The organism is Amycolatopsis sp. NPDC104863, assembly GCF_055582965.1.
Map to the genome: position 1 here is coordinate 458875 of NZ_JBVJOW010000004.1, position 26100 is coordinate 484974.

At 71.0% G+C, this 26100-nt stretch carries 26 protein-coding genes, 1 pseudogene and 1 riboswitch; of the genes and pseudogenes, 21 read left to right on the forward strand and 6 right to left on the reverse strand.

Going from position 1 to position 26100, the window contains the following annotated elements:
* Positions 1-131 precede the first annotated feature (131 nt).
* The 7 genes from ACZ63J_RS23735 to folK all read left to right on the forward strand — a co-directional run bounded on the left by ACZ63J_RS23735 (position 132) and on the right by folK (position 6720).
* Positions 132-917 carry an ESX secretion-associated protein EspG gene (locus tag ACZ63J_RS23735; protein WP_465405979.1) on the forward strand — a complete coding sequence of 262 codons (786 nt, stop codon included), beginning with the start codon at positions 132-134 and terminating at the stop codon, positions 915-917.
* A gap of 123 nt (positions 918-1040) precedes the next feature.
* Entirely contained in the window at positions 1041-1856 is an 816-nt protein-coding gene (locus ACZ63J_RS23740) for an ESX secretion-associated protein EspG (protein WP_465334090.1), read from the forward strand.
* A 202-nt stretch (positions 1857-2058) separates the two neighbouring features.
* The gene (ftsH, locus tag ACZ63J_RS23745; RefSeq protein WP_465405981.1) at positions 2059-4455 is read left to right on the forward strand and encodes an ATP-dependent zinc metalloprotease FtsH; all 2397 of its coding nucleotides are present in this window, start codon (positions 2059-2061) and stop codon (positions 4453-4455) included.
* Positions 4424-5038: a GTP cyclohydrolase I FolE gene (gene folE, locus ACZ63J_RS23750; protein WP_465405983.1), complete on the forward strand. Its 615-nt coding sequence runs from the start codon at positions 4424-4426 to the stop codon at positions 5036-5038. The genes ftsH and folE overlap by 32 nt, the downstream gene beginning before the upstream one ends.
* A 35-nt stretch (positions 5039-5073) precedes the next feature.
* Positions 5074-5880 (forward strand): dihydropteroate synthase, encoded by an 807-nt coding sequence (folP, locus tag ACZ63J_RS23755; protein ID WP_465405985.1) that lies wholly within the window; start codon positions 5074-5076, stop codon positions 5878-5880.
* Entirely contained in the window at positions 5873-6232 is a 360-nt protein-coding gene (gene folB, locus ACZ63J_RS23760; protein WP_465301313.1) for a dihydroneopterin aldolase, read from the forward strand. Before folP ends, folB begins: the two co-directional genes overlap by 8 nt.
* Positions 6229-6720: a 2-amino-4-hydroxy-6-hydroxymethyldihydropteridine diphosphokinase gene (folK, locus tag ACZ63J_RS23765; RefSeq protein ID WP_465405986.1), complete on the forward strand. Its 492-nt coding sequence runs from the start codon at positions 6229-6231 to the stop codon at positions 6718-6720. The genes folB and folK overlap by 4 nt, the downstream gene beginning before the upstream one ends.
* A gap of 78 nt (positions 6721-6798) precedes the next feature.
* Here folK and ACZ63J_RS23770 read toward each other — a convergent pair whose 3' ends face one another.
* On the reverse strand, positions 6799-7734 hold the full coding sequence (locus ACZ63J_RS23770; RefSeq protein ID WP_465405988.1) for a MerR family transcriptional regulator: 936 nt from the start codon (positions 7732-7734) through the stop codon (positions 6799-6801).
* 118 nt (positions 7735-7852) lie between these two features.
* Between ACZ63J_RS23770 and ACZ63J_RS23775 the strand changes: the two genes are divergently transcribed.
* The 7 genes from ACZ63J_RS23775 to ACZ63J_RS23805 all read left to right on the forward strand — a co-directional run bounded on the left by ACZ63J_RS23775 (position 7853) and on the right by ACZ63J_RS23805 (position 15122).
* Positions 7853-8314, forward strand: a complete 462-nt coding sequence (locus ACZ63J_RS23775) for a DUF3180 domain-containing protein (RefSeq protein WP_465405990.1) — start codon at positions 7853-7855, stop codon at positions 8312-8314.
* 69 nt (positions 8315-8383) lie between these two features.
* Positions 8384-10636 (forward strand): DUF6779 domain-containing protein, encoded by a 2253-nt coding sequence (locus ACZ63J_RS23780; RefSeq protein WP_465405992.1) that lies wholly within the window; start codon positions 8384-8386, stop codon positions 10634-10636.
* A gap of 142 nt (positions 10637-10778) precedes the next feature.
* Positions 10779-11882 carry a PrsW family intramembrane metalloprotease gene (locus tag ACZ63J_RS23785; protein ID WP_465406062.1) on the forward strand — a complete coding sequence of 368 codons (1104 nt, stop codon included), beginning with the start codon at positions 10779-10781 and terminating at the stop codon, positions 11880-11882.
* An 89-nt stretch (positions 11883-11971) separates the two neighbouring features.
* Positions 11972-12931 carry a Rossmann-like and DUF2520 domain-containing protein gene (locus ACZ63J_RS23790; protein WP_465334371.1) on the forward strand — a complete coding sequence of 320 codons (960 nt, stop codon included), beginning with the start codon at positions 11972-11974 and terminating at the stop codon, positions 12929-12931.
* Positions 12928-13833 (forward strand): pantoate--beta-alanine ligase, encoded by a 906-nt coding sequence (panC, locus tag ACZ63J_RS23795; RefSeq protein ID WP_465405994.1) that lies wholly within the window; start codon positions 12928-12930, stop codon positions 13831-13833. Before ACZ63J_RS23790 ends, panC begins: the two co-directional genes overlap by 4 nt.
* 9 nt (positions 13834-13842) lie before the next feature.
* Positions 13843-14340 (forward strand): aspartate 1-decarboxylase, encoded by a 498-nt coding sequence (panD, locus tag ACZ63J_RS23800; protein WP_465334102.1) that lies wholly within the window; start codon positions 13843-13845, stop codon positions 14338-14340.
* 5 nt (positions 14341-14345) lie between these two features.
* Positions 14346-15122: a type III pantothenate kinase gene (locus tag ACZ63J_RS23805; RefSeq protein ID WP_465405996.1), complete on the forward strand. Its 777-nt coding sequence runs from the start codon at positions 14346-14348 to the stop codon at positions 15120-15122.
* An 84-nt stretch (positions 15123-15206) separates the two neighbouring features.
* Here the strand turns inward: ACZ63J_RS23805 and ACZ63J_RS23810 are convergent, their stop codons facing one another.
* The 3 genes from ACZ63J_RS23810 to ACZ63J_RS23820 form a co-directional block, all read right to left on the reverse strand.
* Positions 15207-15608 (reverse strand): DUF6640 family protein, encoded by a 402-nt coding sequence (locus ACZ63J_RS23810; RefSeq protein WP_465405997.1) that lies wholly within the window; start codon positions 15606-15608, stop codon positions 15207-15209.
* A 33-nt stretch (positions 15609-15641) separates the two neighbouring features.
* Positions 15642-15956 carry a DMT family transporter gene (locus tag ACZ63J_RS23815; RefSeq protein ID WP_465405999.1) on the reverse strand — a complete coding sequence of 105 codons (315 nt, stop codon included), beginning with the start codon at positions 15954-15956 and terminating at the stop codon, positions 15642-15644.
* Between the two features lie 28 nt (positions 15957-15984).
* A riboswitch (guanidine-III (ykkC-III) riboswitch) is annotated at positions 15985-16045 on the reverse strand.
* A 34-nt stretch (positions 16046-16079) separates the two neighbouring features.
* A complete protein-coding gene (locus tag ACZ63J_RS23820; protein WP_465406001.1) occupies positions 16080-16829 on the reverse strand; it encodes a class I SAM-dependent methyltransferase in 750 nt (249 codons plus the stop codon).
* A 77-nt stretch (positions 16830-16906) separates the two neighbouring features.
* Here ACZ63J_RS23820 and lysS point away from each other — a divergent pair, with 77 nt between their 5' ends.
* Both lysS and ACZ63J_RS23830 read left to right on the forward strand, forming a co-directional pair.
* The gene (lysS, locus tag ACZ63J_RS23825) at positions 16907-18418 is read left to right on the forward strand and encodes a lysine--tRNA ligase (protein WP_465406003.1); all 1512 of its coding nucleotides are present in this window, start codon (positions 16907-16909) and stop codon (positions 18416-18418) included.
* 135 nt (positions 18419-18553) lie between these two features.
* The gene (locus tag ACZ63J_RS23830; RefSeq protein WP_465301335.1) at positions 18554-18904 is read left to right on the forward strand and encodes a histone-like nucleoid-structuring protein Lsr2; all 351 of its coding nucleotides are present in this window, start codon (positions 18554-18556) and stop codon (positions 18902-18904) included.
* Between the two features lie 138 nt (positions 18905-19042).
* Here the strand turns inward: ACZ63J_RS23830 and ACZ63J_RS23835 are convergent, their stop codons facing one another.
* On the reverse strand, positions 19043-19903 hold the full coding sequence (locus ACZ63J_RS23835) for a DUF6597 domain-containing transcriptional factor (RefSeq protein WP_465406005.1): 861 nt from the start codon (positions 19901-19903) through the stop codon (positions 19043-19045).
* A gap of 35 nt (positions 19904-19938) precedes the next feature.
* On the opposite strand from ACZ63J_RS23835, the gene ACZ63J_RS23840 reads away from it, so the two are divergent.
* On the forward strand, positions 19939-20505 hold the full coding sequence (locus ACZ63J_RS23840) for a TIGR03086 family metal-binding protein (protein WP_465406007.1): 567 nt from the start codon (positions 19939-19941) through the stop codon (positions 20503-20505).
* Here the strand turns inward: ACZ63J_RS23840 and ACZ63J_RS23845 are convergent.
* Positions 20502-21266, reverse strand: coding sequence for a (2Fe-2S)-binding protein (locus ACZ63J_RS23845; RefSeq protein ID WP_465406009.1), 765 nt, complete (start codon positions 21264-21266; stop codon positions 20502-20504). The two genes, ACZ63J_RS23840 and ACZ63J_RS23845, sit on opposite strands and share 4 nt — an antisense overlap.
* A gap of 343 nt (positions 21267-21609) precedes the next feature.
* Here ACZ63J_RS23845 and ACZ63J_RS23850 point away from each other — a divergent pair, with 343 nt between their 5' ends.
* The 4 genes and pseudogenes from ACZ63J_RS23850 to ACZ63J_RS23865 form a co-directional block, all read left to right on the forward strand.
* On the forward strand, positions 21610-24168 hold the full coding sequence (locus ACZ63J_RS23850; protein ID WP_465301341.1) for an ATP-dependent Clp protease ATP-binding subunit: 2559 nt from the start codon (positions 21610-21612) through the stop codon (positions 24166-24168).
* Positions 24169-24273: 105 nt separating this feature from the next.
* Entirely contained in the window at positions 24274-24477 is a 204-nt protein-coding gene (locus ACZ63J_RS23855; protein ID WP_465406010.1) for a hypothetical protein, read from the forward strand.
* 62 nt (positions 24478-24539) lie between these two features.
* Positions 24540-24902, forward strand: coding sequence for a helix-turn-helix domain-containing protein (locus tag ACZ63J_RS23860; RefSeq protein WP_465334116.1), 363 nt, complete (start codon positions 24540-24542; stop codon positions 24900-24902).
* 58 nt (positions 24903-24960) lie between these two features.
* Positions 24961-26100, forward strand: a pseudogene (locus ACZ63J_RS23865) (Hsp70 family protein); the annotation flags it as partial.

Sequence of the window (26100 nt, forward strand, 5' to 3'; positions counted from 1 at the left end):
CACAAAGACACACTGTCACCCCCCCCTGTGGCTCAGCCGCGGGGCGGAAACACACCACCCCCCCCCCCCCCCCCCCCCCCCCCCCCCCCCCCCCCCCCCCCCCCGGCCCGGTTTCTCCTGGGGGTGGCTCGATGCCGAACGCAGAGCTGCTCACCCCGGCCGAGGTCGACTTCCTGTGGGAGTCCGCCGGACTGGGCGAGCTGCCGTACCCGCTGCGCGTCCGGTCGCACGGGGAAACCGCCGACGAGCGGTCGCTGCTGCGCCGTCGCACGTTGGAGGGGCTCGCCGCGCGCGGGCTCGCCGACGGCCGCGGGCGCCCGGAACCGCACGTCGAGGACTACTTCGGGGTGCTGGCGACCCCCGAGCTGAGCCTGGACGCGATCCAGCTGATCGCCCCGGACGCCGAACCGCTGCTCGCGGTGGCCGGCGTGCTGGGCGGCCAGGGGCTGCTGGCCGTCCAGGACACCCGCGGCCTGCACCTGCAGCCGTGCCCGGCGGACGGCCTGGCGAGCGCGATCGTGTCCTTGTTGCCGGGCGCCCCGCGCGGCAGCGAGAAGTCGATCACCGTGCCGCTGGAGCAGCTGGTCGGCCCGCACGGCGTCGACTTCCTGCAGCGCCGCAGCAACGGCGAGGAGCGCGCGGGCGCGGACGACGACCGCAAGGCGCTGGCCCGGCTGCACGCCCAGCCCCGCCTGCGCGGCGGCCAGATCGCGGCGAACGCGCGGTCCCGGATGGGCGGCCGCACGCGCACCCCGGTGCTGAGCTGGTTCGACACGGAGTCGGGCCGCTACTTCACCCAGGCGACCCAGGGCCGTGACGGCCGCGACTGGATCACGATCGCCCCGGCCGACGCGGCGACGTTGCGCCACCGGCTCGGTGAGATGCTCGCGGGAGCGGCGACCACCAGCACGGTCTGACGACGCGGCCGTTCACGCTCTCTGCCAAGATCAGGCCCGGCTTCTCCGAGCGTGCCCAGTCCGACGATCACTTTTTGTCGGTGGTGCGGGCTACGCTGAGCAAGAATCCGATCCGGGAGAGTAGTGATGCAAGAGTTCTTCTCGCCACTGGCGTTCGACTTCCTCTGGGAGTCGGCGCAGGTCGGGGAGCTGCCGTACCCGCTGCTGGTCCGGTCGCACGGCGCGACCGAGGACGAGCGAGTCTCGCTGCGCCACCGCACCGACGCCGAGCTGAAGGCCCGGGGCGTCCGCGACCCGCGCGGCCGGCTCGCGCCGCCGATCGAAGACGCCCTCCACCTGCTGGCCTTCGCCCCGCTGACCATCGACGCGCTGCACATCCCGCAGTTCGAAGCGCCGACGATCGGCGTGCTCGCGGCCGCCGACGAGACCCAGGGTGTGCTCGCGGTCCAGGACGCCGACGGCATCTGGCTGCGGGACGTCCCGCGGGACGGCCTGGTCTCCGCCGTCGTCGGGGTGCTGCCCGCCGGCCCGCGCGGCAGCGAGGCGTCGGTCACACTCCCGCTGGACGACGCCCTGCGCACCGCGCCGATCCGCATCCCGGTATCGCTCCCGGCGAACGCGGGCGAGGAGCGGGGCAAGGCGCGCCGGACGCCGTTGAGCGAACGGACCACGGCCGACCCGCGCGAGGCCTACGGGCGGATCGCCGGGCAGCCGCGGATGCGGGGCGGTCAGCTGGCGGCGAACAGCCGTTCGCAGGTCGGGGCCAAACAACGGTCCCGGGTCCTGGCCTGGTTCGACACCGCGACCGGGCGGTACCTGAGCGTCTCCCGCGCAGGTACGGACGGCCGGGAGTGGGTCACCGTGGCGCCGGCCGACCCGAAGACACTGCGGACCCGGCTGGGCGAGATGGTGAACAGTGTGTCGGACGGCACGCGATAGCGTGACGAGGGTGCAGGCCGAACGGGAACCCGGACGCGGTATCGCCCGTTGACCTGCGAGAGGCTCACAGGGGATGAACGCGGCAGCGGACGGTACCCTGTTGGGACGGGTGTCCAGGCACCGCGGGTTGTCAAGATCGTGATGGCGGGTATCACAGGAGCCGCCCAACCAGGGAGGGTCGAGGCCACCAGGGCCGAGTCGTATGAACCGGAAGAGCGTGCTCAGGAACCCACTGCTGTGGATCGTCGCGGGGTTGCTGGCGTTGTTCGCGTACAACACGATCTTCGACAGTGATCGTGGGTACACCCAGGCACCCATCTCGGTGGCGAACTCCCAGATCACCACGAACAACGTCAAGGAAGCGAGCCTCGAGGACAAGGAACAGCAGGTCAAGCTGCTCCTCTCGAAGCCGATCGACGTCGACGGGCAGCAGACCACCCAGATCATCGCGCAGTACCCGGCCAACGCGTCGCTTGAGATCTACGACAAGCTGCTGGCCGCGAAGAACGGTGACGCCGGGGTCAAGTTCACCACCAAGGTCACCCAGCAGGGCGTGCTGACGCAGATCCTCATCTTCGCCATCCCGCTCGCCCTCGTGCTGGGCCTGCTGATGTGGATGATGAACAACGCGCAGGGCGGCGGCAACCGCGTCCTCAACTTCGGCAAGTCCAAGGCCAAGCAGCTGAACAAGGACATGCCCAAGACGACCTTCGGGGACGTCGCGGGCGCCGACGAGGCCGTCGAAGAGCTGTACGAGATCAAGGACTTCCTCCAGAACCCGGCGCGATATCAGGCGCTCGGCGCGAAGATCCCGAAGGGCGTCCTGCTCTACGGGCCGCCCGGCACCGGTAAAACGCTGCTCGCGCGAGCCGTCGCCGGCGAAGCGGGCGTGCCGTTCTACACGATCTCCGGCTCGGACTTCGTCGAGATGTTCGTCGGTGTCGGCGCGTCGCGAGTGCGTGACCTGTTCGAACAGGCCAAGCAGAACGCGCCGTGCATCATCTTCGTCGACGAGATCGACGCGGTCGGCCGCCAGCGCGGCGCCGGCCTCGGCGGCGGGCACGACGAGCGCGAGCAGACTCTGAACCAGCTGCTCGTCGAGATGGACGGCTTCGACGCCCGCGGCGGGATCATCCTGATCGCGGCCACCAACCGGCCGGACATCCTCGACCCGGCGCTGCTGCGCCCGGGCCGGTTCGACCGGCAGATCCCGGTGTCCGCGCCCGACCTGCGCGGCCGCAAGGCGATCCTCGAGGTGCACGCCAAGGGCAAGCCGATCGCCCAGGGCACCGACCTCACGAGCCTGGCCAAGCGTACCGTCGGCATGTCCGGCGCCGACCTGGCGAACGTGCTCAACGAGGCGGCGCTGCTCACCGCCCGCCAGAACGGGCACGTGATCAACGACGCCGCGCTGGAGGAGTCGGTCGACCGCGTGGTCGGCGGGCCGGCGCGCAAGAGCCGGATCATCTCCGAGAAGGAGAAGAAGATCACGGCCTACCACGAGGGCGGGCACGCGCTCGCCGCGTGGGCGATGCCGGACATCGAACCGGTCTACAAGCTGACCATCCTGCCGCGCGGGCGCACCGGCGGGCACGCCCTGCTCGTCCCCGAGGACGACAAGGACCTGATGACCCGCTCCGAGATGATCGGGCGGCTGGTCTTCGCGATGGGTGGCCGCACGGCGGAGGAGCTCGTCTTCCACGAGCCCACCACCGGCGCGTCGGCCGACATCGAGCAGGCGACGAAGATCGCCCGCGCGATGGTCACCGAGTACGGCATGAGCGCCCGGCTCGGCGCGGTCAAGTACGGCCAGGAGCAGGGTGACCCGTTCCTCGGCCGCTCGGCCGGCCGTCAGGCGGACTACTCGCTCGAGGTGGCGCACGAGATCGACGAGGAGGTGCGCAAGCTCATCGAGACCGCGCACACCGAGGCGTGGCACGTGCTCAACACCTACCGCGACGTGCTCGACGAGCTGGTCATCGAGCTCCTGGAGAAGGAGACGCTGACCCGCAAGGACCTGGAGCGGATCTTCGCGACGGTCGAGAAGCGCCCGCACATCACCGTGTTCAACGAGTTCGGTGAGCGGACGCCGTCGGACAAGCCGCCGATCAAGACCCCGGGCGAGCTGGCGATGGAGCGCGGCGAGCCGTGGCCGCCGCCGGAGAAGGAGAAGCCGGTCCTCAAGCCGGAGCCGACCCCGGTCGGCACGGCCCAGGGCGCGGGCGACCTGCCCGGCGGACCGCCGTACCCGACCCCGGCGGACCCGAACGCCAACCCGTACGCCCCGCCGACCCCGGGCGCCTACCCGAACGGCGGCCGTCCCTACGGCGGCCCGAACGGTGGCCCCAACGGCTCGGCGCACTGGCCGCAGACCTACGGCGGCCAGCCGGGCGGCCCGGCGGGCCAGAGCGGCCCGCCGAACTACGGCGCCCCTCCGGGCTGGACGCCCGCGACCTCGCCGGGCGGTCAGCCGGGCCAGTCGTGGCGGCCCGGTGGCGACGAACGTCCTCGCGAGCACGGCTGGTTCGCCGATCAAGCGGGCAACCAGCAGAGCGAGGGGGAGCGGCGTGACCCGGACGGACCCGACAAGTCCCAGTGACGCCGACCGCCCGGTCTTCGACCAGGACCGGGCGGAGAAGGCGATCCGCGAGCTCCTCTTGGCGTGCGGCGAAGACCCGGAGCGGGATGGTCTCAAAGACACTCCCGCCCGGGTCGCCCGGGCATACCGCGAGATGTTCGCCGGGCTGTACACCGAGCCGGACTCGGTGCTGGACCGCACCTTCGACGAGTCCCACGAAGAGCTGGTGCTCGTCACGGATATCCCGATGTACAGCCAATGTGAGCACCACCTGGTGCCCTTCCACGGCGTCGCGCACGTCGGGTACATCCCCAACGCCGCCGGTAAGGTCACCGGCCTCTCCAAGCTCGCCCGCCTCGTCGACCTCTACGCCAAGCGCCCCCAGGTCCAAGAGCGCCTCACCTCCCAGGTGGCCGATGCTCTCGTGCGGAAGCTCGAACCGCGCGGCGTCATCGTCGTGATCGAGGCCGAACACCTCTGCATGGCCATGCGGGGCATTCGCAAGCCCGGCGCTCGCACCACCACCTCCGCCGTCCGCGGGCAGCTGAAGAACTCGCCGTCGTCGCGGGCGGAGGCGCTGGATCTGATCAAGGCGCGCCGGTGAGTGTGGGGCTTCCCGCTCCCGGGCGGTGTGTCGTGATGGGCGTGCTGAACGTGACGCCGGATTCCTTTTCGGACGGTGGCCGGTACCTCGGGCTCGACCAGGCGCTGGAGCACGCCCGGGAGATGTGGGCGCGCGGCGCGGACCTGATCGACGTCGGGGGTGAGTCCACCCGGCCCGGTGCGGAGCGGGTGGACGCCGAGACCGAGCTTCAGCGGGTCATCCCCGTGATCCGCACCCTCGCCGGTGAGGGCATCCAGCTGTCGGTCGACACCACGCGTGCCTCCGTCGCTGCCGCGGCGCTCGAAGCCGGGGCGAGGGTCATCAACGATGTTTCGGGTGGGCTGGCCGATCCGGACATGGTCCGGGTCGCCGCCGATACCGGTGTGCCGTGGGTGCTGATGCACTGGCGGGGGCACAGCAGCACCATGCAGGCCCTCGCCGAGTACGAAGACGTCGTCGCCGATGTCCGGTCGGAGCTGCTGTCCAGAGTGGACGATGCGCTCGCGGGCGGGGTGGCGGAAAGCGCCATCGTGCTGGATCCCGGGCTCGGCTTCGCCAAGAACGCCGAGCACGACTGGGCGTTGCTGCGCGGGCTGGACTCGCTGCTCTCCCTGGGTTTCCCGGTGCTCGTCGGCGCCTCGCGCAAGCGGTTTCTCGGCCGGCTGTTGTCCGAAAAGGACGGTACGCCGCGTTCGCCGGACGGCCGGGAGGACGCGACGGCGGCGATCTCCGCGCTCGCCGCGGCCGCCGGCGCGTGGGGCGTGCGGGTGCACGAGGTCGGGGCGTCGCTGGACGCGGTCACGGTGGCCGCCGCGTGGTGGAAGGGTTCGCCGGATGTCTGACCGGATCACGCTGACCGGCCTGCGCGTGTTCGGCCACCACGGGGTGTTCGAGCACGAGAAGCGCGACGGCCAGGAGTTCGTCGTCGACATCACCGTGTGGCTGGACCTCGGTCCGGCCGCCGCGACCGACGATCTGAAGCAGACGCTGCACTACGGTGAGCTGGCCGAGCTGGCGGCGGGGATCGTCGCGGGTGAGCCGTACGACCTCATCGAGAGCGTCGCGGGCAAGATCGCCGACGCGGTGCTGCGCGACGACCGGCTCGGCGCGGTGGAGGTGACGGTGCACAAGCCGTCGGCCCCGATCCCGCTGACCTTCGACGACGTGGCCGTCACGGTCCGGCGCGAGCGATGAGCCGGGCCGTCCTTTCGCTGGGTTCGAACCTCGGTGACCGGCTCGGGTTCCTGAAGCTGGCGCTCGACGCCGTCCGGCCGGCGCTGGTCGTGGTGTCGAGCGTGTACGAGACGAAGGCGTGGGGCGTCGAGGACCAGCCGGACTTCCTGAACGCGCTCTGCGTCGTCGACGACCCGGCCCGCGACCACTGGGCGTGGCTGCGGACGGGCCAGGCCGCGGAGCAGGCCGCCGGCCGCGTCCGCGAGCTGCGGTGGGGCCCGCGCACCCTGGATGTCGACGTCGTCACGGTCGACGGCGTGACCTCGGCCGACCCGGAGCTGCTCCTCCCGCACCCGGGCACGCCTGACCGCGCGAGTGTGCTGGTGCCGTGGGTGGAGATCGAGCCGGACGCGGTCCTGCCGGGGCACGGGCCGATCGCCGAGCTGCTCGCGGCCCGTCCGGCGGAGGAGATTGCGACAGTCCGCCGGACGGACCTCGAGCTGCGCTGAAACGTGAATGATCGGTGAACCGGGGGTGTCCGTTACGGACTTCGCCGGACCGGTCGCCGAGGTGCTTCCCCGGTGCGGTCAGCCGCGCAGGGCTTCGATCATGAACCGGACCGCCGGCTGGGCCGTCGGCACCGGTGGCCAGTCGTTGATGATCGCCAGCAGCTGCCAGTAGCGCTCGGCTCGGGCGTCGCCGCTGGTGGCGAAGCGGTCGGCCATCTCCGTCCGGAACTCCGCCGACGCCGGGTCCTGGTCCGGCCGGGCCGTCGCGGCCGCGATCTCGGCCGCAAGCGTTTGCCCCACCTCCGACGTCGGGGAGTCCCCGGCCGCGACGGCCGCTTCGGCGCGGGACACCCACCCGGGCCAGTTCTGCTGCCAGGCCTCCGCCGGCTGCTGGAACTCGCCGTCCTTGATCTGCTGGGCTTGCGTTTCGCTCATCGTGCGGATCAGGGCGCGGAACTCCGGGTCCTGGACGAGCTCGGCGAACTCGATCCACGCCTCGAGCTGCTCGGGCGACGGGTCGTCCGGCAGTTCGGGCTTCCCGGCGCGCATGCGGCGGTAGAAGTCCTGGTCGATGTCGAGCCCGGCGACCATCTCGTCCCAGAACTCGTCGACCAGCCGCTTGCGCTCCTCGTCGGACATCGACGCGAGACGGTTCATCAGTTTCACTTCCTCCAGCTCGGAATCCCGTTTGGCCACCGCGCGCAGCACCGCCCGGCGCAGCCGCAGGCGCCGGATCTGCTCGTCGAGCGCCTCGACGTGCCGGGTCGCCAGCTCGCCGACCGTCGACGAGCGGGTCAGCGCGGCCGAGACTTCGGCGAGGCCCAGGCCCAGCTCGCGCAGGGTGCGGACCAGCTCGAGCCGGGCCATCGCCGCCGCGTCGTAGAGGCGGTAGCCGGCGTCGGTCCGCTCGGTCGGGGGCAGCAGGCCCTCGTCCGAGTAGAACCGGATGGTCTTGACCGGCAGGCCGGTCCGCCGGGCCAGCTCGCCGATGGTGAAGGTCGCGGTGGTGCCCACTAGACGCATGATGAAGTCTCCAGTCGGGGGAGAGTCAAGGCTATTCGCCGGGACCCGGGTGGCGAAGCCCCCGGCCCGGGGCGGAGCCCCGGATGGCGCAGCTCGGTACGGTTGGACCATGCACTTCACCCGGCCCCGAGACCTGGTGGTGGCCGGGCTGCTCGGCCTGGTCCTCGGGTACCTGCTCTTCCAGGTGGCCTACGGCTCCCTGCCGCAGCTGCCCCTGCTCGCCGGGGTCACCTTCGCCGTGCTGGCCGTCGTCGAAGCCGTGCTCGCGTTCTCCATCCGGTCGCGGATCAAGAACGGCCGGGTGGTTGCCGCCATCGGGATCGCCCGATCGGTGGCCCTCGCGAAGGCTTCGTCACTCGCCGGAGCCTTCATGGGCGGCGCCTGGCTCGCGGCGCTCGCCTATCTTTTTCCCCGACGTGACGAACTCGTCGCCGCGGTGCTCGACACCCGGGCCGCCGTGGTCGGGGTCGTCTCCGCCGCACTGCTGGTCGCGGCCGGTTTGTGGCTCGAACACTGCTGCCGCACCCCGCGCGACCAAGATCGTGAGCGCACCCGCGGGACGACCGGTTAGCGCTCGATTCCCACCGCTCGCTGGACCGAGTAGGTCTCGTTCGGATTACGAGCAGGTACGGTGTCAGGCATGACCGGCGTGGGTGACGACTCGCGCGGCCGCCTTCTGGGCAGGCCGTGGCTAGTCGTCGGATTTGTCCTCGCCATCGGAGCCACCCTCGCACTGGTGCTCAGCGACGATCTCCGGTACCTCCGGCTTGCGATCGTCGCCGCCCTCTGGGCTGCCCTGATCGGCGCGTTCCTCGCCGTGAAGTACCGCAAGCACGCGGCACAGAGCGAGGACGCGGTCGCCGAGGCGCAGGCTGTGTACGAGTTGGAGCTGGAACGCGAGATCGCGGCCCGGCGCGAATACGAGCTGGAGGTGGAGGCCGAGAACCGCACGACGGCCGACTCCCGCAGCCGCGAGGAGCTGGAGGCGCTGCGCGCCGAGGTGTCCGCGCTGCGGGACAGCCTGCAGTCGCTGTTCGGCGGCGAGGTGCTGCTCGAACGCGTCGCGCTGACCGCGCAGGCGACCCGCATGCGCAAGGTCTCCGACGAGAACCGCCTGATCCCCGACAACGCCCCGAAGAAGAAGCCGGCCCAGCTGATGGCCGGGAAGAAGCCGGCCGAGGGCGAGCGGCCGACCGAGCTGATCGACCGCGTGCTGGACGAGCGCCGCCGCAAGGCGTCGAACGGCAAGCCCGCGAACGGCAAGGGCCTCGGCAAGGGCAAGGGCTTCGGTGGGAAGCCGGCCCCGAAGGCGCCCGCGAACGTCAACGCGCAGAGCACCCAGCAGATCGCCCGGCCGAAGCCGCTGAGCGAACGCCGTCCGCCGGTGCCGTCGGTCGACCCGGCGCTGAACGCCGCGCAGCGCGAGCTGAAGGCCGCCGAGCTGCGGGCCGAGGCGGCCCGCCGCCAGGCCGAGTCGCAGCCGATGCGGCTGCCGAAGCAGGACGAGGTCGCCCAGCAGCCCGAGCGCCGTCCCGACGCCGCCGCCGAGCCGACGCGCCAGGTGCCGCGGCCCGAGCCCAAGACCGAGATCCGGCGCCCGGAGCCGAAGACGGAGATCCGCCGTCCCGAGCCGCCGCCCGCCCGTCGCGCCGAGCTGTCCCGGCCGGCGATGCGGCCCGCCGAGATGTCGCGCCCCGACCTTCCCCGCGTCGACCCCGCGCGCCCGCCCGTGCGGCCCGCCGAGGTCTCGCGGTCGGACATCCCGCGCGTGGAACGGTCGATGCCGGCCATTCCGCGGGTGGAGATGTCACGCCCCGACATCCCGCGCGTCGAGATGTCCCGGCCGGACATTCCGCGGGTCGAGCGGTCGATGCCCGCGATTCCGCGGGTGGAGATGTCGCGCCCGGACATCCCCCGCGTCGAGATGTCCCGGCCGGACCTGCCCCGCGTCGGCGGCCAGTCGAACGGCGCGCCGCCCCGCAAGGCTCCCGAGCCGCCGCGGCCCGCGCCGGGACGGCCGACCGTGCCGCCCGCGAAGCCGTCCGAGATGTCCCGGTCGGACCTGCGCCCGGTGACCGACCTGAGCGCGGCCTTCCAGAACCGTGACGACTTCGCCGAGCGGCAGCGGCCGAACCGGCCGAAGCCGCCCGAGCCGAAGCCGGCCAAGCCGCCGATGCCGCGGGACGCCACGGCCTCGCGCAGCGATCTGCCGATCGTCCCGCCGACCACGCCGGTGCCGAGCAACGGCCCGTCGCGGCAGCAGCAGCCGTCGCGCACCGACCTGCCCCCGGTCGTGCCGCCGACCACGCCGGTCCCGGCCGCCGACGGCCGGCGCCCGTCGCGGCTGGAGCAGTTCTCGCGGGCCGACATGTCGCCGATCCTCGGCGAGCAGCAGCCGCCGCCCTCGGCGTCCCGGCACGGTGGTTCGCACCGCGCCCCCGCCGAGGCCGCCCAGGCCGAAGCGCCGGTGGCGAACCCGACGCTCCCGGAGTCGGTGCGCAACTTCCAGGGTGGTTTCGGCGGCCGTCGCCGGAAGCCGGACGAGTCGCAGCAGATGCCCGCCGTGCCCGCCCCGGAGCCCTCGGGTGGCGGCCGTCGCCGTCGCCCGGACGGCGAACCGCCGGCATGGGAAGGCATGGTCTCCGAGCGCGCGTCGATGTCGCGGCGCAACATGACCCCTGTCGACCCGGCGGACGTGCCGCAGAACGGCAACGGGCACAACGGCCACGGCCAGAACGGCCACAGCAACGGGCACGCCCGCAACGGCCACCGGACGCCCGAAGCCCCTCCGGGCAGCGGATCGCACACGGCCGGCCGGTCGGTCAGCGAGCTGCTGGCGGCGAACGGCGGCACGGGCTCGACGCCCCGCCGCCGCCGTCGCGCGGAGGACTGAGGTCTCCGCGCGACACATCGGGGCGCTGTGTGCCAGGTGGCGTTCCGGTTCGTGTCCGGTCTGCGTAGGGTGACCGGCTGTGAGCGGAACCCTCTCGCCCGCGACGGGACTGGATCGCGGACGGCGGCCTCGCCGGATCACCGTGCTGCTGCCGGTGCTCGGGCTGATCGTGGTGGCCCTGTGCGGCCTGTTCCTGTTCGGGCTCGTGACGGCGCGGGTCGGCCCGCTCGCCGTCGCGATCGGGGTGCTGGCCGCGCTGGTGCCGGTCGCCGCGGTGGTGGCCGGCTTCCTCTGGGTCGACCGCTGGGAGCCCGAGCCGGCGAAGTTCCTGCTGCTCGCGTTCGCGTGGGGCGCCTGCATCGCGACGATCACCGCGTTGCTCATCAACACGACCGCCGAAGCCGTCGGTGACGAGCTGCTGGGCACCGGCAGCGGCAACACGCTCGCCGCGCTGGTGTCCGCCCCGGTCTTCGAAGAGGCCGCGAAGGCGCTGTTCGTCGTGCTCATCCTGTGGCGCCGGTCGAACGAGTTCGACGGGGTCGTGGACGGCGTCGTCTACGCCGGGTTCAGCGCCGCCGGCTTCGCGTTCACCGAGAACATCTACTACTTCGGCCGCGCCTTCAACGACTACGGCTTCGGCGACGGGCACAGCCAGGGTGTCATCACGGCGTTCTTCCTGCGTGGTGTGCTCGCGCCGTTCACGCACCCGCTGTTCGCGGTGCTCACCGGCATCGGGATCGGCATCGCCGCGCGGACGTCGACGAAGGTGTTGAAGGTCCTGGCGCCGATCGCCGGTTACCTGGCCGCGGTCTGCCTGCACGCGCTGTGGAACAGCGCCGCGCTGCTCGGCGGGTCGAAGTTCCTGACCGTGTACTTCCTGATCATGCTGCCGCTGTTCCTCGGGGTGGTCTACCTGGTCGTCCTGCAGCGACGGCGGGAGCAGCGGATCATCGCCACCGCGCTGCCGCACATGGCCGCGGCGCGCTGGATCGCGCCGTCGGAGGTCGACCTGCTGGCCAGCCTGCCCGGGCGCCGCGCGTGGCGCCGCCAGGCGAAGCGCCAGTCCGGCAAGCAGGCCGCGAAGGCCGTCGCGCTCTACCAGGCCAGCGTCACGGAGCTCGCGTTCCTGGACCGGCGTGAGCTCACCACCGACACCGACCGGCAGCGCCAGCAGGAGCTGCTGCGCACGTTGAAGTCGGCCCGGGCGGAGGCGACGCGCCTCGCCGCAGAGGCCGCTCGCGGGTGACCCGGTCCGGGTGAAGCTGGTCACCCGGGTTCAACGGTTCGCGCTTAATCGAGTTAGTCTCGCGCCGTCGTCCGGTACCCGGAGCGGGACTGGAACGAGAGCAGAGGGAGTCTGCCAACCATGAGCGTCCACAGGCGCACGCCATGATGAGGCCCGCTCGCCTGGCGGTCGGGGTGGTGTCCGCCGGCCGGGTGGGGAGCGTGCTCGGCGCCGCGCTGGCCCGGGCGGGACACACGGTGGTCGCCGCGTCCGGCCTGTCCGCCGCTTCCCTGGCCAGGGCCGAACGGCTGCTGCCCGAAGTGCCCCTGCTGCCGCCCGACGAGACCGTCCGGCGGGCGGACCTGGTGCTGCTCGCCCTCCCCGACGACGCGCTGGCCGGCATGGTCCGCGGGCTCGTCGCCACGGAGTCGCTGCGGCCGGGCCAGATCGTCGTCCACACGTCCGGGGCGCAGGGCATCGACGTCCTGGCGCCCGCGGCCGAGGCCGGGGCGCTGCCGCTCGCGCTGCACCCGGTGATGACGTTCACCGGCCGCGAGGAGGACCTCGAGCGGCTGGCGGCGTGCAGCATCGGCGTCACGGCGACGGCGGACGACGAAGCGGCCTGGAACGTCGGCGAGGCGCTCGCCGTCGAGATGGGCGCCGAGCCGGTGCGTATCCCCGACTCCGCGCGAGCGCTCTACCACGCTGCGTTGACCCACGGCGCGAACCACCTGATGACGCTGGTCGCGGACTGCGCGGAAGTCTTGCGTGAAGCCGGAATCGGGCAATCCGAACGCCTGGTCGCACCACTGCTTTCGGCCGCGTTGGATAATGTGCTCCGGCACGGCGACCGCGCGCTCACCGGTCCGGTCGCGCGTGGCGACGTCGGCACCGTCCGCAAGCACCTCGAGGTGCTCGCGGACCGGGCGCCGGACGTGGCGCCGGCCTACCGGGCGCTGGCCAAGCGCACGGTCGCGCGTTCTTCGGCGGCCGGGCTGCTGGACACCGCGGCCGCCAAAGAACTCAACGACTTCCTCGACGATCCCGCCGAAGGGCACCCAGACCAGTGACCACACCGAAATTCCGTCGCGGCACGCTGAACACGTTCACGGCCCCCGAGCAGGTGAGCCAGGTCAGCAAGGCCCTGCACGGCGTCGGCCGCAAGCTCGCGCTCGTGCCGACCATGGGCGCGCTGCACGCCGGGCACCGCGAGCTGATCCGCCGCGCGAAGCGGCTGCCGAACAACGTCGTGGCGACCTCGATCTTCGTCAACCCGCTGCAGTTCGGCGAGGGTGAGGACTTCGAGGCGTACCCGCGGCCGCTGGAGGCCGACCTGGCCGTGCTGGGCGAGGACGGCGTCGAAATCGCGTTCACACCGAGCGCCGACGCGCTCTACGGCGAAGGCGCCGTTGTGACCGTGCACCCGGGCCCGCTCGGTGACGAGCTGGAGGGCGCTGTCCGGCCCGGCCACTTCGCCGGTGTGCTCACCGTCGTCGCGAAGCTGTTCAACCTGCTTCGCCCGGACTACGCGCTGTTCGGCGAAAAGGACTACCAGCAGCTGGTCCTGATCAAGCGGATGGTGCGGGACCTGAACATCGACACGCACGTCATCGGCGTCCCGACCGTGCGGGAACGTGACGGGCTGGCGCTGTCGTCGCGCAACGTCTACCTGACGCCTGAGCAGCGCGAAGACGCCATCGTCCTGTCGGCCGCCCTCACCGCGGGGGCGTTCGTCGGCCGGGACGGGGCCGGCGCGGTCCTGGAGACCGCCTGGAAGACCCTCGCCGCGCGGCCCGCGGTCGAGGTGGATTACCTGGAGTTGAGGGGAACCGACCTCGGGCCCGCGCCCGTCGACGGTGAGGCACGACTGTTGATCGCGGCCCGGGTGGGGAGTACCCGGCTGATCGACAACGTCCCGGTGTTGCTCGGCGCCGCCGTCGAGCACCCGGAGCGGCTGGACGCAGGGGAATAGGAGTCCACGATGTTTCGCACCATGCTCAAATCTAAGATCCACCGCGTCACCGTCACCCAGGCCGACCTGCACTACGTCGGCTCGGTGACCGTCGACGAGGACCTGATGGAGGCCGCGGACCTGCTGCCCGGCGAGCAGGTGTCCATTGTGGACGTCACCAACGGCGCCCGGCTGGAGACCTACGTCATCAAGGGCGAACGCGGCAGCGGGGTGCTCGGCATCAACGGCGCCGCGGCGCACCTGGTGCACCCGGGTGACCTGGTCATCCTCATCTCGTACGGCCAGATGGAGGACGCCGAGGCCGCGACGTACGAGCCGCGCGTGGTGTTCGTCGACGCGGACAACCGGATCGTCCACCGGCACACCGACCCCGGCCACGCGCCGGAGGGCTCCGGGCTGCTGTCCGGCACGGTGACGCTGCCGCCGGAGGAGGAGACGGCGGTGTTCCCGGTCGCGGAGACGGCGGACGCGCGCCGCCTCGACGCGCTGCTGCACGCGGAAAGCTGACCGGCTTGCTGCTCACCGTCGACGTCGGCAACACGAACATCGTGCTGGGGCTGTACTCCGGCAGCACGCTCGTCGGCGATTGGCGCATGCGCACGGACGCGCGCATGACGGCCGACGAGCTGGCGTTGACGGTGCGCGGCCTGCTGGGCCCGCACGCGGACTCCGTCACGGGGATCAGCGCGTTGTCGACGGTCCCGGCGGTGCTGCGCGAGCTGCGGGTGATGCTCGCGCGGTACTACGACGGCGTCCCGAAGATCGTGGTGGAGCCGGGGGTCCGCACGGGCGTGGCCCTGCTGGTGGACAACCCGAAGGAGGTGGGCGCGGACCGGCTGGTGAACACGCTGGCCGCGCACCACCTCCACGACACGGCGTGTGTGGTGGTCGACTTCGGCACGTCGACGAACGTGGACGCGATTTCCGCCCGGGGCGAGTTCCTGGGCGGCGCTTTTGCGCCCGGGATCGAGATTTCGGTGGACGCGCTGGCGCTGCGCGCGGCGGCGCTGCGGAAGGTCGAGCTGGTGCCGCCGCGGTCGGTGATCGGGAAGAACACCGTGGAGTGCCTGCAGTCGGGGATTCTGTACGGGTTCGCGGGCCAGGTGGACGGACTGGTCCGGCGGATCGTCCGCGAGCTGGCCCCGGGTGGGACGGAACCGGTGGCGGTGCTGGCCACGGGCGGGCTGGCGCCGCTGGTGATCGAGGAGTCGGAGACGATCACCGACCACGTGCCGGATTTGACGTTGCTCGGGTTGCGGCTGGTGTACGAGCGCAACATCCGGGCTTGACGCCGGACTGCCGGCCCCGGCTCGAGTGTCGCGAATGACCCATTCGGGACGCCGGACGTCCCCAATGACCCATTCGCGACGCGGTCAGCCGCGGGACAGCCGGCGTCGCTCCAACACGTACCCCACCGCCGTCAGCGCCAACGCCGGGAAAGCCACCTTCGCCTGCGGAAACTTCTCCTCCCCCGGCGGATCCACCGCCTTCGACCCCGGATAAGCCAGCGCCGAGATCTGCGTCACCCAGTACAGCGACGCCAGCGCCGCCCCCGCGTCGAGGCCGGCGCGGGTGGGTGCGCGCCACAGCTGCCACAGGCTGGTCACCCCCAGGCCCAGCCCGAGGCTCATCGTCTGGCCGTTGTGGAACTTCGCGTGCGGGGGCCACGCGGGGTTCTTCACGTGGGTCTCGTTCCAGTCGGCGCGGTACGGACCCGCCGCCGTCACCAGTGACACCAGCGAGATCAGTGCCCGCCCCCAAGGTTTCTTCGCCATCCGGCCAGTATGGAACCTCCACATTGGTGGAGGTCAATGCAGCAGTTTCAGCCCGACGACGCCCGCGACGATCAGCGCCAGGCAGGCGATCCGCAGCGCCGTCGCCGGGTCGCCGAGGGCGAGCATGCCGTACGTCGCCGTGCCGATCGTGCCGATGCCGACCCAGATCGCGTACCCGGTGCCGAGGGGGATGTCGCGCAGGGCGTACGCCAGCCCGCCCATGCTGAGCAGGAGCGCGACCACGAACGTCACCGAAGGGACCGCGCGGGAGAACCCCTTCGACGCGCCGAGCGCGGCCGCCCAGACGGTTTCGAGGATTCCGGACAGGACGAGGACGAGCCAGGACATGGTGAGCCTTTCGCAGTGGTGGTCAGTCACTGCGCCGTCTTGTCCTGACCGGGTACGACGCGCTCGTCCGGAGCATCCGGGGATACCGCTTCCGAAGCTAGCACGCCGCCATGACAAAAAATGTCAACGGCGTCGCGCGCGCAGGGCCCACGTGATCAATGGCAGGTCGAACTCGCCGTTCGCGGTCTCCGGATTCGCCGCGAGGAACTCGCGCAGCCGGGTCAGCAACGCGGAAGACTCCTCGGGTGACGACACGATCACGAGGGAATACGTCGCGATGGTTTCGACGAGGCTCTCCGCCGTCCGGCGTTGCCGATGGCGAAACCGGTCGCTTTCGAACGGCTCGAAGGCCGCGTGCTCCACTTGGCGTAAATCGTCGGTCGACGCCGGCTTGCGGGCGCCGTCGCGGCCCAGTTCGGTGAACTTCGCCACCCACGGCACCGAATCGTCTTCGTAGTTCCACATCGGGACGAGCACGCCGCCCGGGCGCAGGACCCGCGCGATCTCCGTCATCGCCGCGGGCACGTCGAACCAATGGAACGCCTGGCCGACGAAAACCGCGTCGACGTCGCCGTCGGGCAACGGGATCCGTTCCGCCTGGCCCGCCAGCGACGTCGCCGCCGGGACGCGCCGGCCGAGTTCGGCGCGCATTTCCGCGTCGGGTTCGACCGCGGTGACGTCGAGGCCGAGCCCGGTCAGGCCGAGGGTGAGCTTGCCGGTTCCGGCGCCGAGGTCGAGCACCCGGCGCGGGGTTCCGGTGGCGCCGGAAAGGCCCCATTCGATCGCCTCCCGCGGGTAGCCGGGCCGGTGCTCGGCGTATGCGGTGGCTCGGCTGCCGAAGGAAGAAGCCCGTTGGGCGCGAAGGTCGCTCACCCCGCCGAGGTTAATCGACGGAAAGGAAAGGTAATCCGGTTGGCGTAGCGCGCGACCGGGTTCGTACCCTATGGGCCATGACCGAAAAGCCCCCTCCCACCAGCGAGCCCGCCGAAGACGAACTGCCCGAGCAGATGCGGGTGCGCCGGGAGAAGCGCGACCGGATCCTCGCCGAGGGCATCGATCCCTACCCGGTCGAGGTGCCGCGCACGCACTCGCTCGCCGAGGTGCGGGCGGCGCACGAAGGGCTGCCCGTCGACACCGCGACCGGCGACGTCGTGGGTGTCACCGGCCGCGTGATGTTCCTCCGGAACACGGGCAAGCTGTGCTTCGCCAGCCTCCGGGAGGGTGACGGCACCGAGCTGCAGGCGATGATCAGCCTGGCGAAGGTCGGCGAGGACGCGCTGGCGGCGTGGAAGTCCGACGTCGACCTCGGTGACCACGTGTTCGTGCAGGGTGAGGTCATCACCTCGAAGCGTGGCGAGCTGTCCGTCATGGCCGACGCCTGGCGCATCACGTCGAAGGCGCTGCGCCCGCTGCCGAACGCCTACAAGGACCTCGCCGAAGAGACGCGGATCCGCCAGCGCTACGTCGACCTCATCCTGCGCCCGAAGGCGCGGGACGTCGTGCGCACGCGCGCCGGCGTGGTCCGGTCGCTGCGGGAGTCGTTCCACCGCCGCGGGTTCACCGAGGTCGAGACGCCGATGCTGCAGACGCTGCACGGCGGCGCCGCGGCCCGCCCGTTCGTCACGCACTCGAACGCTTTCGACCTGGAGCTGTTCCTGCGGATCGCGCCGGAGCTCTACCTCAAGCGCTGCGTCGTCGGCGGCATCGAGAAGGTCTTCGAGATCAACCGCAACTTCCGCAACGAGGGCAGCGACTCTTCGCACTCGCCGGAGTTCGCGATGCTCGAGTACTACGAGGCCTACGCCACGTACGACACGAATGCGGTGATGACGCGCGAGCTGATCCAGGAGGCCGCGCAGGCGGTGCTGGACACGCAGGTCGTCACCCTGCCCGACGGTTCGGAGTACGACCTCTCCGGCGAATGGACCACACTCGGAATGTACGAGTCGTTGTCCGATTCCCTCGGCGAAGAGGTGACCCCGGAGACCCCCGACGCCAAACTGCACGGATTCGCGCAGGCCAGGGGCCTGGAAGTGGATCCGAAGCTGACGCACGGCAAGCTGGTCGAGGAACTGTGGGAACACCTCGTCGGAGATCACCTGCACGCCCCGACGTTTGTCCGTGATTTTCCGCTGGAGACGTCGCCATTGACGCGGCAGCACCGCTCGCGGCCCGGCGTGGCCGAGAAGTGGGACCTCTACGTGCGCGGATTCGAACTCGCCACCGGATACTCCGAGCTGGTCGATCCGGTCGTCGAACGGGAACGGCTCACCGAACAGTCCCGGCTCGCCGCGCAGGGCGATAGCGAAGCCATGCGGCTCGACGAGGATTTCCTCCGCGCCCTCGAGTACGGAATGCCACCGAGCGGTGGTGTCGGAATGGGGATCGACCGGCTGCTGATGGCGCTCACCGGTCTCGGTATCCGGGAGACGATCCTCTTCCCGCTGGTGCGTCCCGAATAACCCGGCAGTGTCGTATACCGCAATGAGATTTGCGCTGTCCTCCCGAAGCGGGTACTAATGTTCTAGACAAAGACTTCTGTCCCGGGGCTCGCCCCGTAACCAGATCATTGAGCAAGTCCCCGCAGGAGGAAACAGATGGCACAGAAGGTGCTCGTCTCGCTGGTCGACGACCTGGACGGCAGTGAGGCGGAAGAGACCGTCGAGTTCGGTTTGGACGGAGTCAGCTACCAGATCGACCTCTCCTCGGATAACGCGGAGGAGCTGCGGGACGCGCTGGCCCAGTATGTCGAGCACGCCCGTCGCGCGGGTGGCCGCAAGCGCGCTTCGGTGCGTCCGGTCGCGGGTAAGGGCCCGTCGCGGCCCGCCGCGGTGGACCGCGAGCAGAACCAGGCCATTCGGGCGTGGGCGCGCAAGAACGGTTACGCGGTTTCGGACCGGGGCCGCATCCCCTCCGAGGTCGTCGAGGCCTACCACAAGAAGAACTGAGGATTCTTCGCCTGCTGCTCCGGCGCGGTATTCGCGGGTCCCTGACCAGCGGCTACCCGCGGTGCCGGTGGCGGGGCGAACTCCTCGACGCGGGGTTTCCAGCGAGGGCCGCCGGGCGAATTCGCCCGGCGGCTTTGTTCATGTCCGATCGTTGTCCGGTTGCCGTTCGCCGTCGGTCCTGGCCGTCCGGGCGTACTCGCCCGGCGACTGTCCGGTCACGGTCCGGAAATCGCGGATGAAGTGCGACTGGTCGCTATAGCCCAGTCGAGCCGCCAGTCCGGCGTAATCCCCGTCTCCTTCGGTGGCGATCCGCTGCGCGGCGTCGTTCAGCCGGTATATCCGGATCGCCCACTTGGGTGGGCAGCCGACGTGTTCGGCGAACAGCCGCTGCAGGGACCGGGTGGTTAGTCCAGTATCCGCGCACAGTTGCGCCACCCGGGTAATTCCCGGATCCGCCGCGATTGATTCCACGGCCGCCGCGGCCTGCCGCGCGCCCGGAGTGAGCGGTCCGGGATTTGCGATCAGCAAGTTGTCGACGGCATCGGCCATTTGCGCGTCGCCCGCCGCCGTGCGCACCGATTCCGCGGTCTCGATCGCCTTCGGCCCGAAAACGTCCGCAAGCGGGACAGCCCGGTCGGTTATGTCACTCACCGGGCCGCCGAGGAACGCGCGGAAGCAGCCGGGCCGGAATCGCACACCCAGGCCCTGCACCTGCCCGGTCAAGTGGTGGGAAAAGACCTCGTGGGACGGGCCGTGCACGCCGGACGCGTCCGGGAAGAACGTCGCGTGCACCGCCAGGTTCGGCAGCACCCGCTGCTCGTGCGGCGGTTTGCCGCGCAGGTCCCACCGCAGGATCCAGTGGTACTCGACGACATCCGCCAGCTCGGGCGCGGGCGGGCGCCTGGTCAGCGTGAACATCGTGCGCGCGGTGGCTTCGGCCACGATGCCGCGCGGGATCCGGTGCGCCACGCGCTCACCGTAGCTGTCGCGTTCGTTCAATACGGGCGCCGCGGCGCGCGGCTTGGATCACGGCCATGACTGCCGAGCTCTTGCGGCCCGCCGCGGCCGAGTTCCTCCGCATCGCCGACGGCGTGCCCGACCTGACCGCTCGCACGCCGTGCGCCGGCTACGACGTCCGCGGCCTGCTCAACCACCTCCTTTACTGGGGGCCGTGGCTGCTCGCGGCCGGCCGCCGGGAGGAACCGCCGGCGGCGGGCGCCGACGAAGCGACGTCGGACCTCGTCACGGACGACTGGCGCGCGACGCTGGAGAAGCAGACGGAGACGCTCGTCGACGTCTTCGAAGCGCCGGAAGCGTGGACGGGGACGACGTCGCTGGGCACCGCGCGGCTCCCGGCGTCGGTGGTCGGGTCGATGGTGCTCGGCGAGTTCGTCCTGCACGGCTGGGACCTGGCCCGGGCAAGCGGCCAGGAGCTCCGCTGCGCCGACGAGGCGGCGACGGCGGTGTACGAGTCCGCGGTGCTGATGGGCGAGCAGGCGCGGGCGATGGGCGTCTACGGCGCCGCGGTGGAGGTGCCCGAGGGGGCGTCGGCGCTGGACCGGGCGTTGGGCGCGTCCGGGCGCGACCCCGCCTGGGGCTAGCGGGCGCAGGTGCGCGGGCAGCCGTCGCACTCGGACTCGGCGGGGAGCAGGTACGAGAAGCAGCAGCTCTCCCGGCGCCGGGTCCACTCGCGGTCCACGAGACGCAACGTCGAGGCCGACGTCAGCGGCGGGTAGCGCGCGTCCAGCACCAAGGCCGCGTCGGCGACGCCCGCGCCTTCGGCCTCGGGTGTCCCGCCCGCCCGGCCCGCTTCCCACAGCGCGCTCTCCAGCGCGTCCGTCGCCGTGGCCCAGAGCGTCCGGCGGCCGAACCGGCTGCTCGGCGCGTGGACCTCGACGAACCGGGCCGCGTGCGCCGTGTACCGGGCCCGCAGGACCGCCGCCAGGGCCCGCTCGTCGCGGACGACGGTCGCGCCCGGGGCGGCCGAGCCCGGGTCGGTCGGGAGGCACCAGAAGCCGCCGCCGAGCACCGCCAGGCCGTCCGGGTACGGCTGGGCCGCGCCCAGGCGGAAGGCCAGGTCGGCGGGCCGCAGCGAGGGCACCCGCCGCTCGTGGTGCAGCAGCAGCGCGCCGATCCGGGCCGGTACGTGCAGGTACCAGGCCACCAGGTACGCGTCGGCGGTCCGGGGCGGCGCCTCGTCGTACTCGCGCAGCAGCCAGCCGGCCAGGCGCGTCCGCCACTCATCGAGGAACCCGGGGCCGGTCAGCGCGTCGGAGCACCGCATCCACCCCGGGGAGACGTCCTGCCGCAGGTCGAGCCGCCGCAGGGACGGCGCGAGCCCGTCGGCCACCGCGTGTGTCATCGGCACTCTCCTTAGGCGTGCCTAACCTAACAGGTTCCGCCGATCGGGTGGTGGTGCGCCCCGGCACTCCCAGGTTGCGGACTGTTCGCGGTGAGCGGACAGCACGCGGATGGCGGAATCCGAGTGCCCGCCCGCACGTTGGGCTTGACGTAAAGGTGCAGGGCAACCTGATGATGGGAGCACCCGGAAGACGCCACGTCCGGGTGCGGAAAAGACCGCGAAGAGCCGTAGTGGTACGCCAGCGCGACCGCCTGGCTACTAGAGTGGTCTCACGGTGCTGAATCCATCGCGGTGAAAGCACGATGGACAACGGGCCGCCGGCGCAGCAGTCGAGGGAGTGCACATGTTTGAGAGGTTCACCGACCGCGCGAGGCGGGTGGTTGTGCTGGCTCAAGAAGAAGCCAGGATGCTCAACCACAACTACATCGGCACCGAGCACATCCTCCTGGGTCTGATCCACGAGGGTGAGGGTGTCGCCGCCAAGGCGCTGGAGTCGCTGGGCATCGCCCTGGAGGGCGTGCGCCAGCAGGTCGAAGAGATCATCGGCCAGGGCCAGCAGGCGCCGAGCGGGCACATCCCGTTCACGCCGCGGGCGAAGAAGGTGCTGGAGCTGTCGCTGCGCGAAGCGCTGCAGCTCGGCCACAACTACATCGGCACCGAGCACATCCTGCTGGGCCTGATCCGCGAGGGCGAGGGCGTCGCCGCGCAGGTCCTGGTCAAGCTGGGAGCGGACCTCAACCGGGTCCGTCAGCAGGTGCTGCAGCTGCTCTCGGGCTACCAGGGCAAGGAGTCCACCGAAACCGGTTCCGGCGGCCGTGGTGAGGGCACCCCGTCGTCGTCGCTGGTGCTGGACCAGTTCGGCCGCAACATGACCGTGCTCGCCCGCGAGGGCAAGCTCGACCCGGTCATCGGGCGCGGCAAGGAGATCGAGCGGGTCATGCAGGTCCTGTCCCGCCGGACCAAGAACAACCCGGTGCTCATCGGCGAGCCGGGCGTCGGCAAGACCGCCGTCGTCGAGGGCCTGGCCCAGAGCATCGTCAAGGGCGAGGTGCCCGAGACGCTCAAGGACAAGCAGCTCTACACGCTGGACCTGGGCTCCCTGGTCGCCGGCTCCCGCTACCGCGGTGACTTCGAAGAGCGCCTGAAGAAGGTGCTCAAGGAGATCAAGACCCGCGGCGACATCATCCTGTTCATCGACGAGCTGCACACGCTGGTCGGGGCGGGCGCCGCCGAGGGCGCGATCGACGCGGCTTCGATCCTGAAGCCGATGCTCGCCCGCGGTGAGCTGCAGACGATCGGCGCGACCACCCTCGAGGAGTACCGCAAGTACATCGAGAAGGACGCGGCCCTCGAGCGCCGGTTCCAGCCGATCCAGGTCGGCGAGCCGTCGCTGGAGCACACGATCGAGATCCTCAAGGGCCTGCGCGACCGGTACGAGGCGCACCACCGCGTCTCGATCACCGACTCGGCGCTGGTCGCCGCCGCGACCCTGGCGGACCGGTACATCAACGACCGGTTCCTCCCGGACAAGGCGATCGACCTGATCGACGAGGCCGGCGCCCGGATGCGCATCCGCCGGATGACCGCGCCGCCGGACCTGCGCGAGTTCGACGAGAAGATCGCGAACGTGCGTCGCGACAAGGAGTCCGCGATCGACGCGCAGGACTTCGAGCGGGCCGCCCGCCTGCGTGACGAGGAGAAGACCCTCCTCGGCCAGAAGGGCGAGCGGGAGAAGCAGTGGAAGGACGGCGACCTCGACGTCGTCGCCGAGGTCGACGACGAGCAGATCGCGGAGGTGCTGGCCAACTGGACCGGCATCCCGGTGTTCAAGCTGACCGAGGAGGAGACCACCCGGCTGCTGCGCATGGAGGACGAGCTCCACAAGCGCATCATCGGCCAGGAGGACGCGGTCAAGGCCGTCTCGCAGGCGATCCGCCGTACGCGTGCCGGCCTGAAGGACCCGAAGCGCCCGTCGGGCTCGTTCATCTTCGCCGGCCCGTCCGGTGTCGGTAAGACCGAGCTGTCGAAGGCGCTGGCGGCGTTCCTGTTCGGCGAGGACGACGCGCTCATCCAGATCGACATGGGTGAGTTCCACGACCGGTACACCGCTTCGCGGCTCTTCGGTGCCCCTCCGGGCTACGTGGGCTACGAAGAGGGTGGCCAGCTGACGGAGAAGGTGCGTCGCAAGCCGTTCTCGGTGGTCCTGTTCGACGAGATCGAGAAGGCGCACCAGGAGATCTACAACACGCTCCTGCAGGTGCTGGAAGACGGCCGCCTGACCGACGGTCAGGGTCGCACGGTCGACTTCAAGAACACGGTCCTCATCTTCACGTCCAACCTGGGCACGTCGGACATCTCGAAGTCCGTCTCGCTCGGCTTCGCCGGTGCCAACGACACCACGAACCGGTACGAGAAGATGAAGCAAAAGGTCAACGAGGAAATGAAGAAGCATTTCCGCCCGGAGTTCCTGAACCGGATCGATGACATCATCGTGTTCCACCAGCTCACGCAGGACCAGATCATCCAGATGGTCGACCTGATGATCGGGCGCGTGGAGAAGCAGCTCAAGGCCAAGGACATGGAGCTGGAGCTCACGGCGAAGGCCAAGTCCCTGCTGGCCAAGCGCGGCTTCGACCCGGTGCTCGGCGCGCGGCCGCTGCGCCGCACGATCCAGCGCGAGATCGAGGACCAGCTGTCGGAGAAGATCCTCTTCGGCGAGGTCGAGGCCGGCCAGATCATCCTGGTCGACGTCGAAGGCTGGAGCGGCAACCCCGAGGACAAGGACGACCAGGCGAAGTTCACCTTCCGCGGTGAGCGCAAGCCGTCGTCGGTCCCGGACGCCCCGCCGGTCAGCATCGGCGCCGGTCACGAGGAGAACGGCGGCGAAGCCGAAGGCGAGTGATCGCCTGAGTGGTTCGTAGGAAGGGCGGTTCCCCCTCAGGGGGGAGCCGCCCTTCTTGTGTCGTGAGGTCCGGTTTCCGCGGACCGGGTCGAGGAGGCGATCGACATGCTTGCTCGTGAAGGTCCTCGCCTCGGCCGGCCGCTGGTCGACCGGGTCAAGGGGTCGAGCCTGCACAATCTGAAGGAACTGAGACCGGCATCCGCTGGGACGAGCGAGATCAGGATCCTTTTGCCTTCGATCCGGTACGGCGAGCGCTGCTTCTGGTCGCCGGGGACAAGTCCGGCAACTGGCGAGGCTGGTACGACCTGAGCATCCCGATCGCGGAGCAGAGGTTCCGCGAGCATCTGACCGAGGGAGAGGAGAGCTGAGGCATGAGCCGATCGTGGAAGGACGTGAAGGCGGACAAGGCCGCCGTTGACCGGGAAACCGGCCGGGACGTCGATGCCGCTCGTACTGTCGCGCGCGAAGCCACTCAGGCGTATGTGCTCGGCTTTCGGCTGGCCCAGCTCCGAGAGGACGCCGGCATCAGCCAGACCGAACTCGCTCGGCGGATGGGGGTCAGCCAGCCGCGGATCAGCCAGCTCGAGCAGGGTGACCCTGGGCAGATGGAGCTCGATACCCTCCGGCGCTACATCACGGCTCTCGGGGGCCGGATGCGGGTTGTTGCGGACTTCGACGATCACGACGTCACTGTTTCGGCGGCTCAGCGGGACAACAGCGACGTTTGTGCCTGACCAAGGCCACATCAGAGCGCATGAGACGATGCCCGAGGGCCTTGGGAGGGGATACCGCGTGGACGTGCTGGCGATCGACTTCGGGACTTCCAGCACCGTCGGGGTGCTCTCCGGCGCCGGGCGGCCTCCCCGGGCCGTCGACGTCGATGGCTCCGTCACCCTCTCCTCCGCCGTCTTCCTCAACGACGACGGCCTCCTCGTCGTAGGACGTGACGCCGAGCAGCGGGCGCGGCTGGATCCCAGCCGGTTCGAGGCGAGTCCCAAACGGCGGATCGACGAGGGCGCACTCCAGCTCGGCGACACCGCCGTTCCCATCACCGACGCCTTCGCCGCCGTCCTGCGGCGGATGGGTGAGGAGGCCGGGCGGCAGCTGGGGCGACCTGCCACCCAGACGCGGATCTCGCACCCCGCCGGCTGGGACACCGCCCGGCAGGACGTGCTCCGGGCCGCTGCCGCGAAGGCCGGGCTCGATGATGTCCGGTTGATTCCCGAGCCCGTTGCCGCGGCCGCTCACTACGCGAGTCTCGGGAACCGCGACTCCGGGCCCATCGGGGTTTACGACCTCGGCGCCGGCACCTTCGACTGCGCCGTGGTCGGGGTCAACCGGCTGGGGTTCGCCGTGCTCGCCGAGGACGGCCTGGCCGATCTCGGCAGCCTCGACATCGACCAGGCGCTGCTCGTCCACATCGGACGCTCGGTGTCGCACGCCGATCCCGCGCAGTGGCAACGGCTTCTGCGTCCCCAGTCCACCGCCGACCGCCGCAACCGGCGGGCGCTGCTGCAGGACGTCCGGGACGCCAAGGAAAGCCTCTCCCGCCACGCGCAGACCCACGTGCCGATGCCCGAGCCGTTCGGCGACGTCCTCGTCACCCGTGACGAGCTGGAAGCGCTCGTCCGGCCCAGCCTGCTGCGCAGCGCCGAGCTGCTCGGCGCGACGATCGGCCGCGCCGGGCTGAACCCCGCGCAGCTGGCCGGGGTCTACCTCGTCGGCGGGCCGAGCCGGATGCCGTTGCTGGCCGCGCTTCTCGGCCGTCAGCTCGGGGTCGTGCCGACCACGCAGAACCAGCCCGAGACGGCCGTCGCGTTCGGGCTGCACCACGTGCCGCTCGGCGGCAGCGACCTCACCGTGCCCGCCTTCGCGCCGGTCCGCCCGCCCGTGAGCCCGCCGTGGCAGCGGCAGGCGGTCCGGCCGCCGCGG

Excerpts from the sequence above, each read along its gene's own strand:
- ACZ63J_RS23735 (WP_465405979.1), top strand. The coding sequence starts at position 132 with ATGCCGAACGCAGAGCTGCTCACCCCGGCCGAGGTCGACTTCCTGTGG.
- ftsH (WP_465405981.1), top strand. The coding sequence starts at position 2,059 with ATGAACCGGAAGAGCGTGCTCAGGAACCCACTGCTGTGGATCGTCGCG.
- folP (WP_465405985.1), top strand. The coding sequence starts at position 5,074 with ATGGGCGTGCTGAACGTGACGCCGGATTCCTTTTCGGACGGTGGCCGG.
- folB (WP_465301313.1), top strand. The coding sequence starts at position 5,873 with ATGTCTGACCGGATCACGCTGACCGGCCTGCGCGTGTTCGGCCACCAC.
- folK (WP_465405986.1), top strand. The coding sequence starts at position 6,229 with ATGAGCCGGGCCGTCCTTTCGCTGGGTTCGAACCTCGGTGACCGGCTC.
- ACZ63J_RS23775 (WP_465405990.1), top strand. The coding sequence starts at position 7,853 with ATGCACTTCACCCGGCCCCGAGACCTGGTGGTGGCCGGGCTGCTCGGC.
- ACZ63J_RS23780 (WP_465405992.1), top strand. The coding sequence starts at position 8,384 with ATGACCGGCGTGGGTGACGACTCGCGCGGCCGCCTTCTGGGCAGGCCG.
- panD (WP_465334102.1), top strand. The coding sequence starts at position 13,843 with ATGTTTCGCACCATGCTCAAATCTAAGATCCACCGCGTCACCGTCACC.
- ACZ63J_RS23810 (WP_465405997.1), bottom strand. The coding sequence starts at position 15,608 with ATGGCGAAGAAACCTTGGGGGCGGGCACTGATCTCGCTGGTGTCACTG.
- ACZ63J_RS23815 (WP_465405999.1), bottom strand. The coding sequence starts at position 15,956 with ATGTCCTGGCTCGTCCTCGTCCTGTCCGGAATCCTCGAAACCGTCTGG.
- lysS (WP_465406003.1), top strand. The coding sequence starts at position 16,907 with ATGACCGAAAAGCCCCCTCCCACCAGCGAGCCCGCCGAAGACGAACTG.
- ACZ63J_RS23830 (WP_465301335.1), top strand. The coding sequence starts at position 18,554 with ATGGCACAGAAGGTGCTCGTCTCGCTGGTCGACGACCTGGACGGCAGT.
- ACZ63J_RS23840 (WP_465406007.1), top strand. The coding sequence starts at position 19,939 with ATGACTGCCGAGCTCTTGCGGCCCGCCGCGGCCGAGTTCCTCCGCATC.
- ACZ63J_RS23845 (WP_465406009.1), bottom strand. The coding sequence starts at position 21,266 with ATGACACACGCGGTGGCCGACGGGCTCGCGCCGTCCCTGCGGCGGCTC.
- ACZ63J_RS23850 (WP_465301341.1), top strand. The coding sequence starts at position 21,610 with ATGTTTGAGAGGTTCACCGACCGCGCGAGGCGGGTGGTTGTGCTGGCT.
- ACZ63J_RS23855 (WP_465406010.1), top strand. The coding sequence starts at position 24,274 with ATGCTTGCTCGTGAAGGTCCTCGCCTCGGCCGGCCGCTGGTCGACCGG.
- ACZ63J_RS23860 (WP_465334116.1), top strand. The coding sequence starts at position 24,540 with ATGAGCCGATCGTGGAAGGACGTGAAGGCGGACAAGGCCGCCGTTGAC.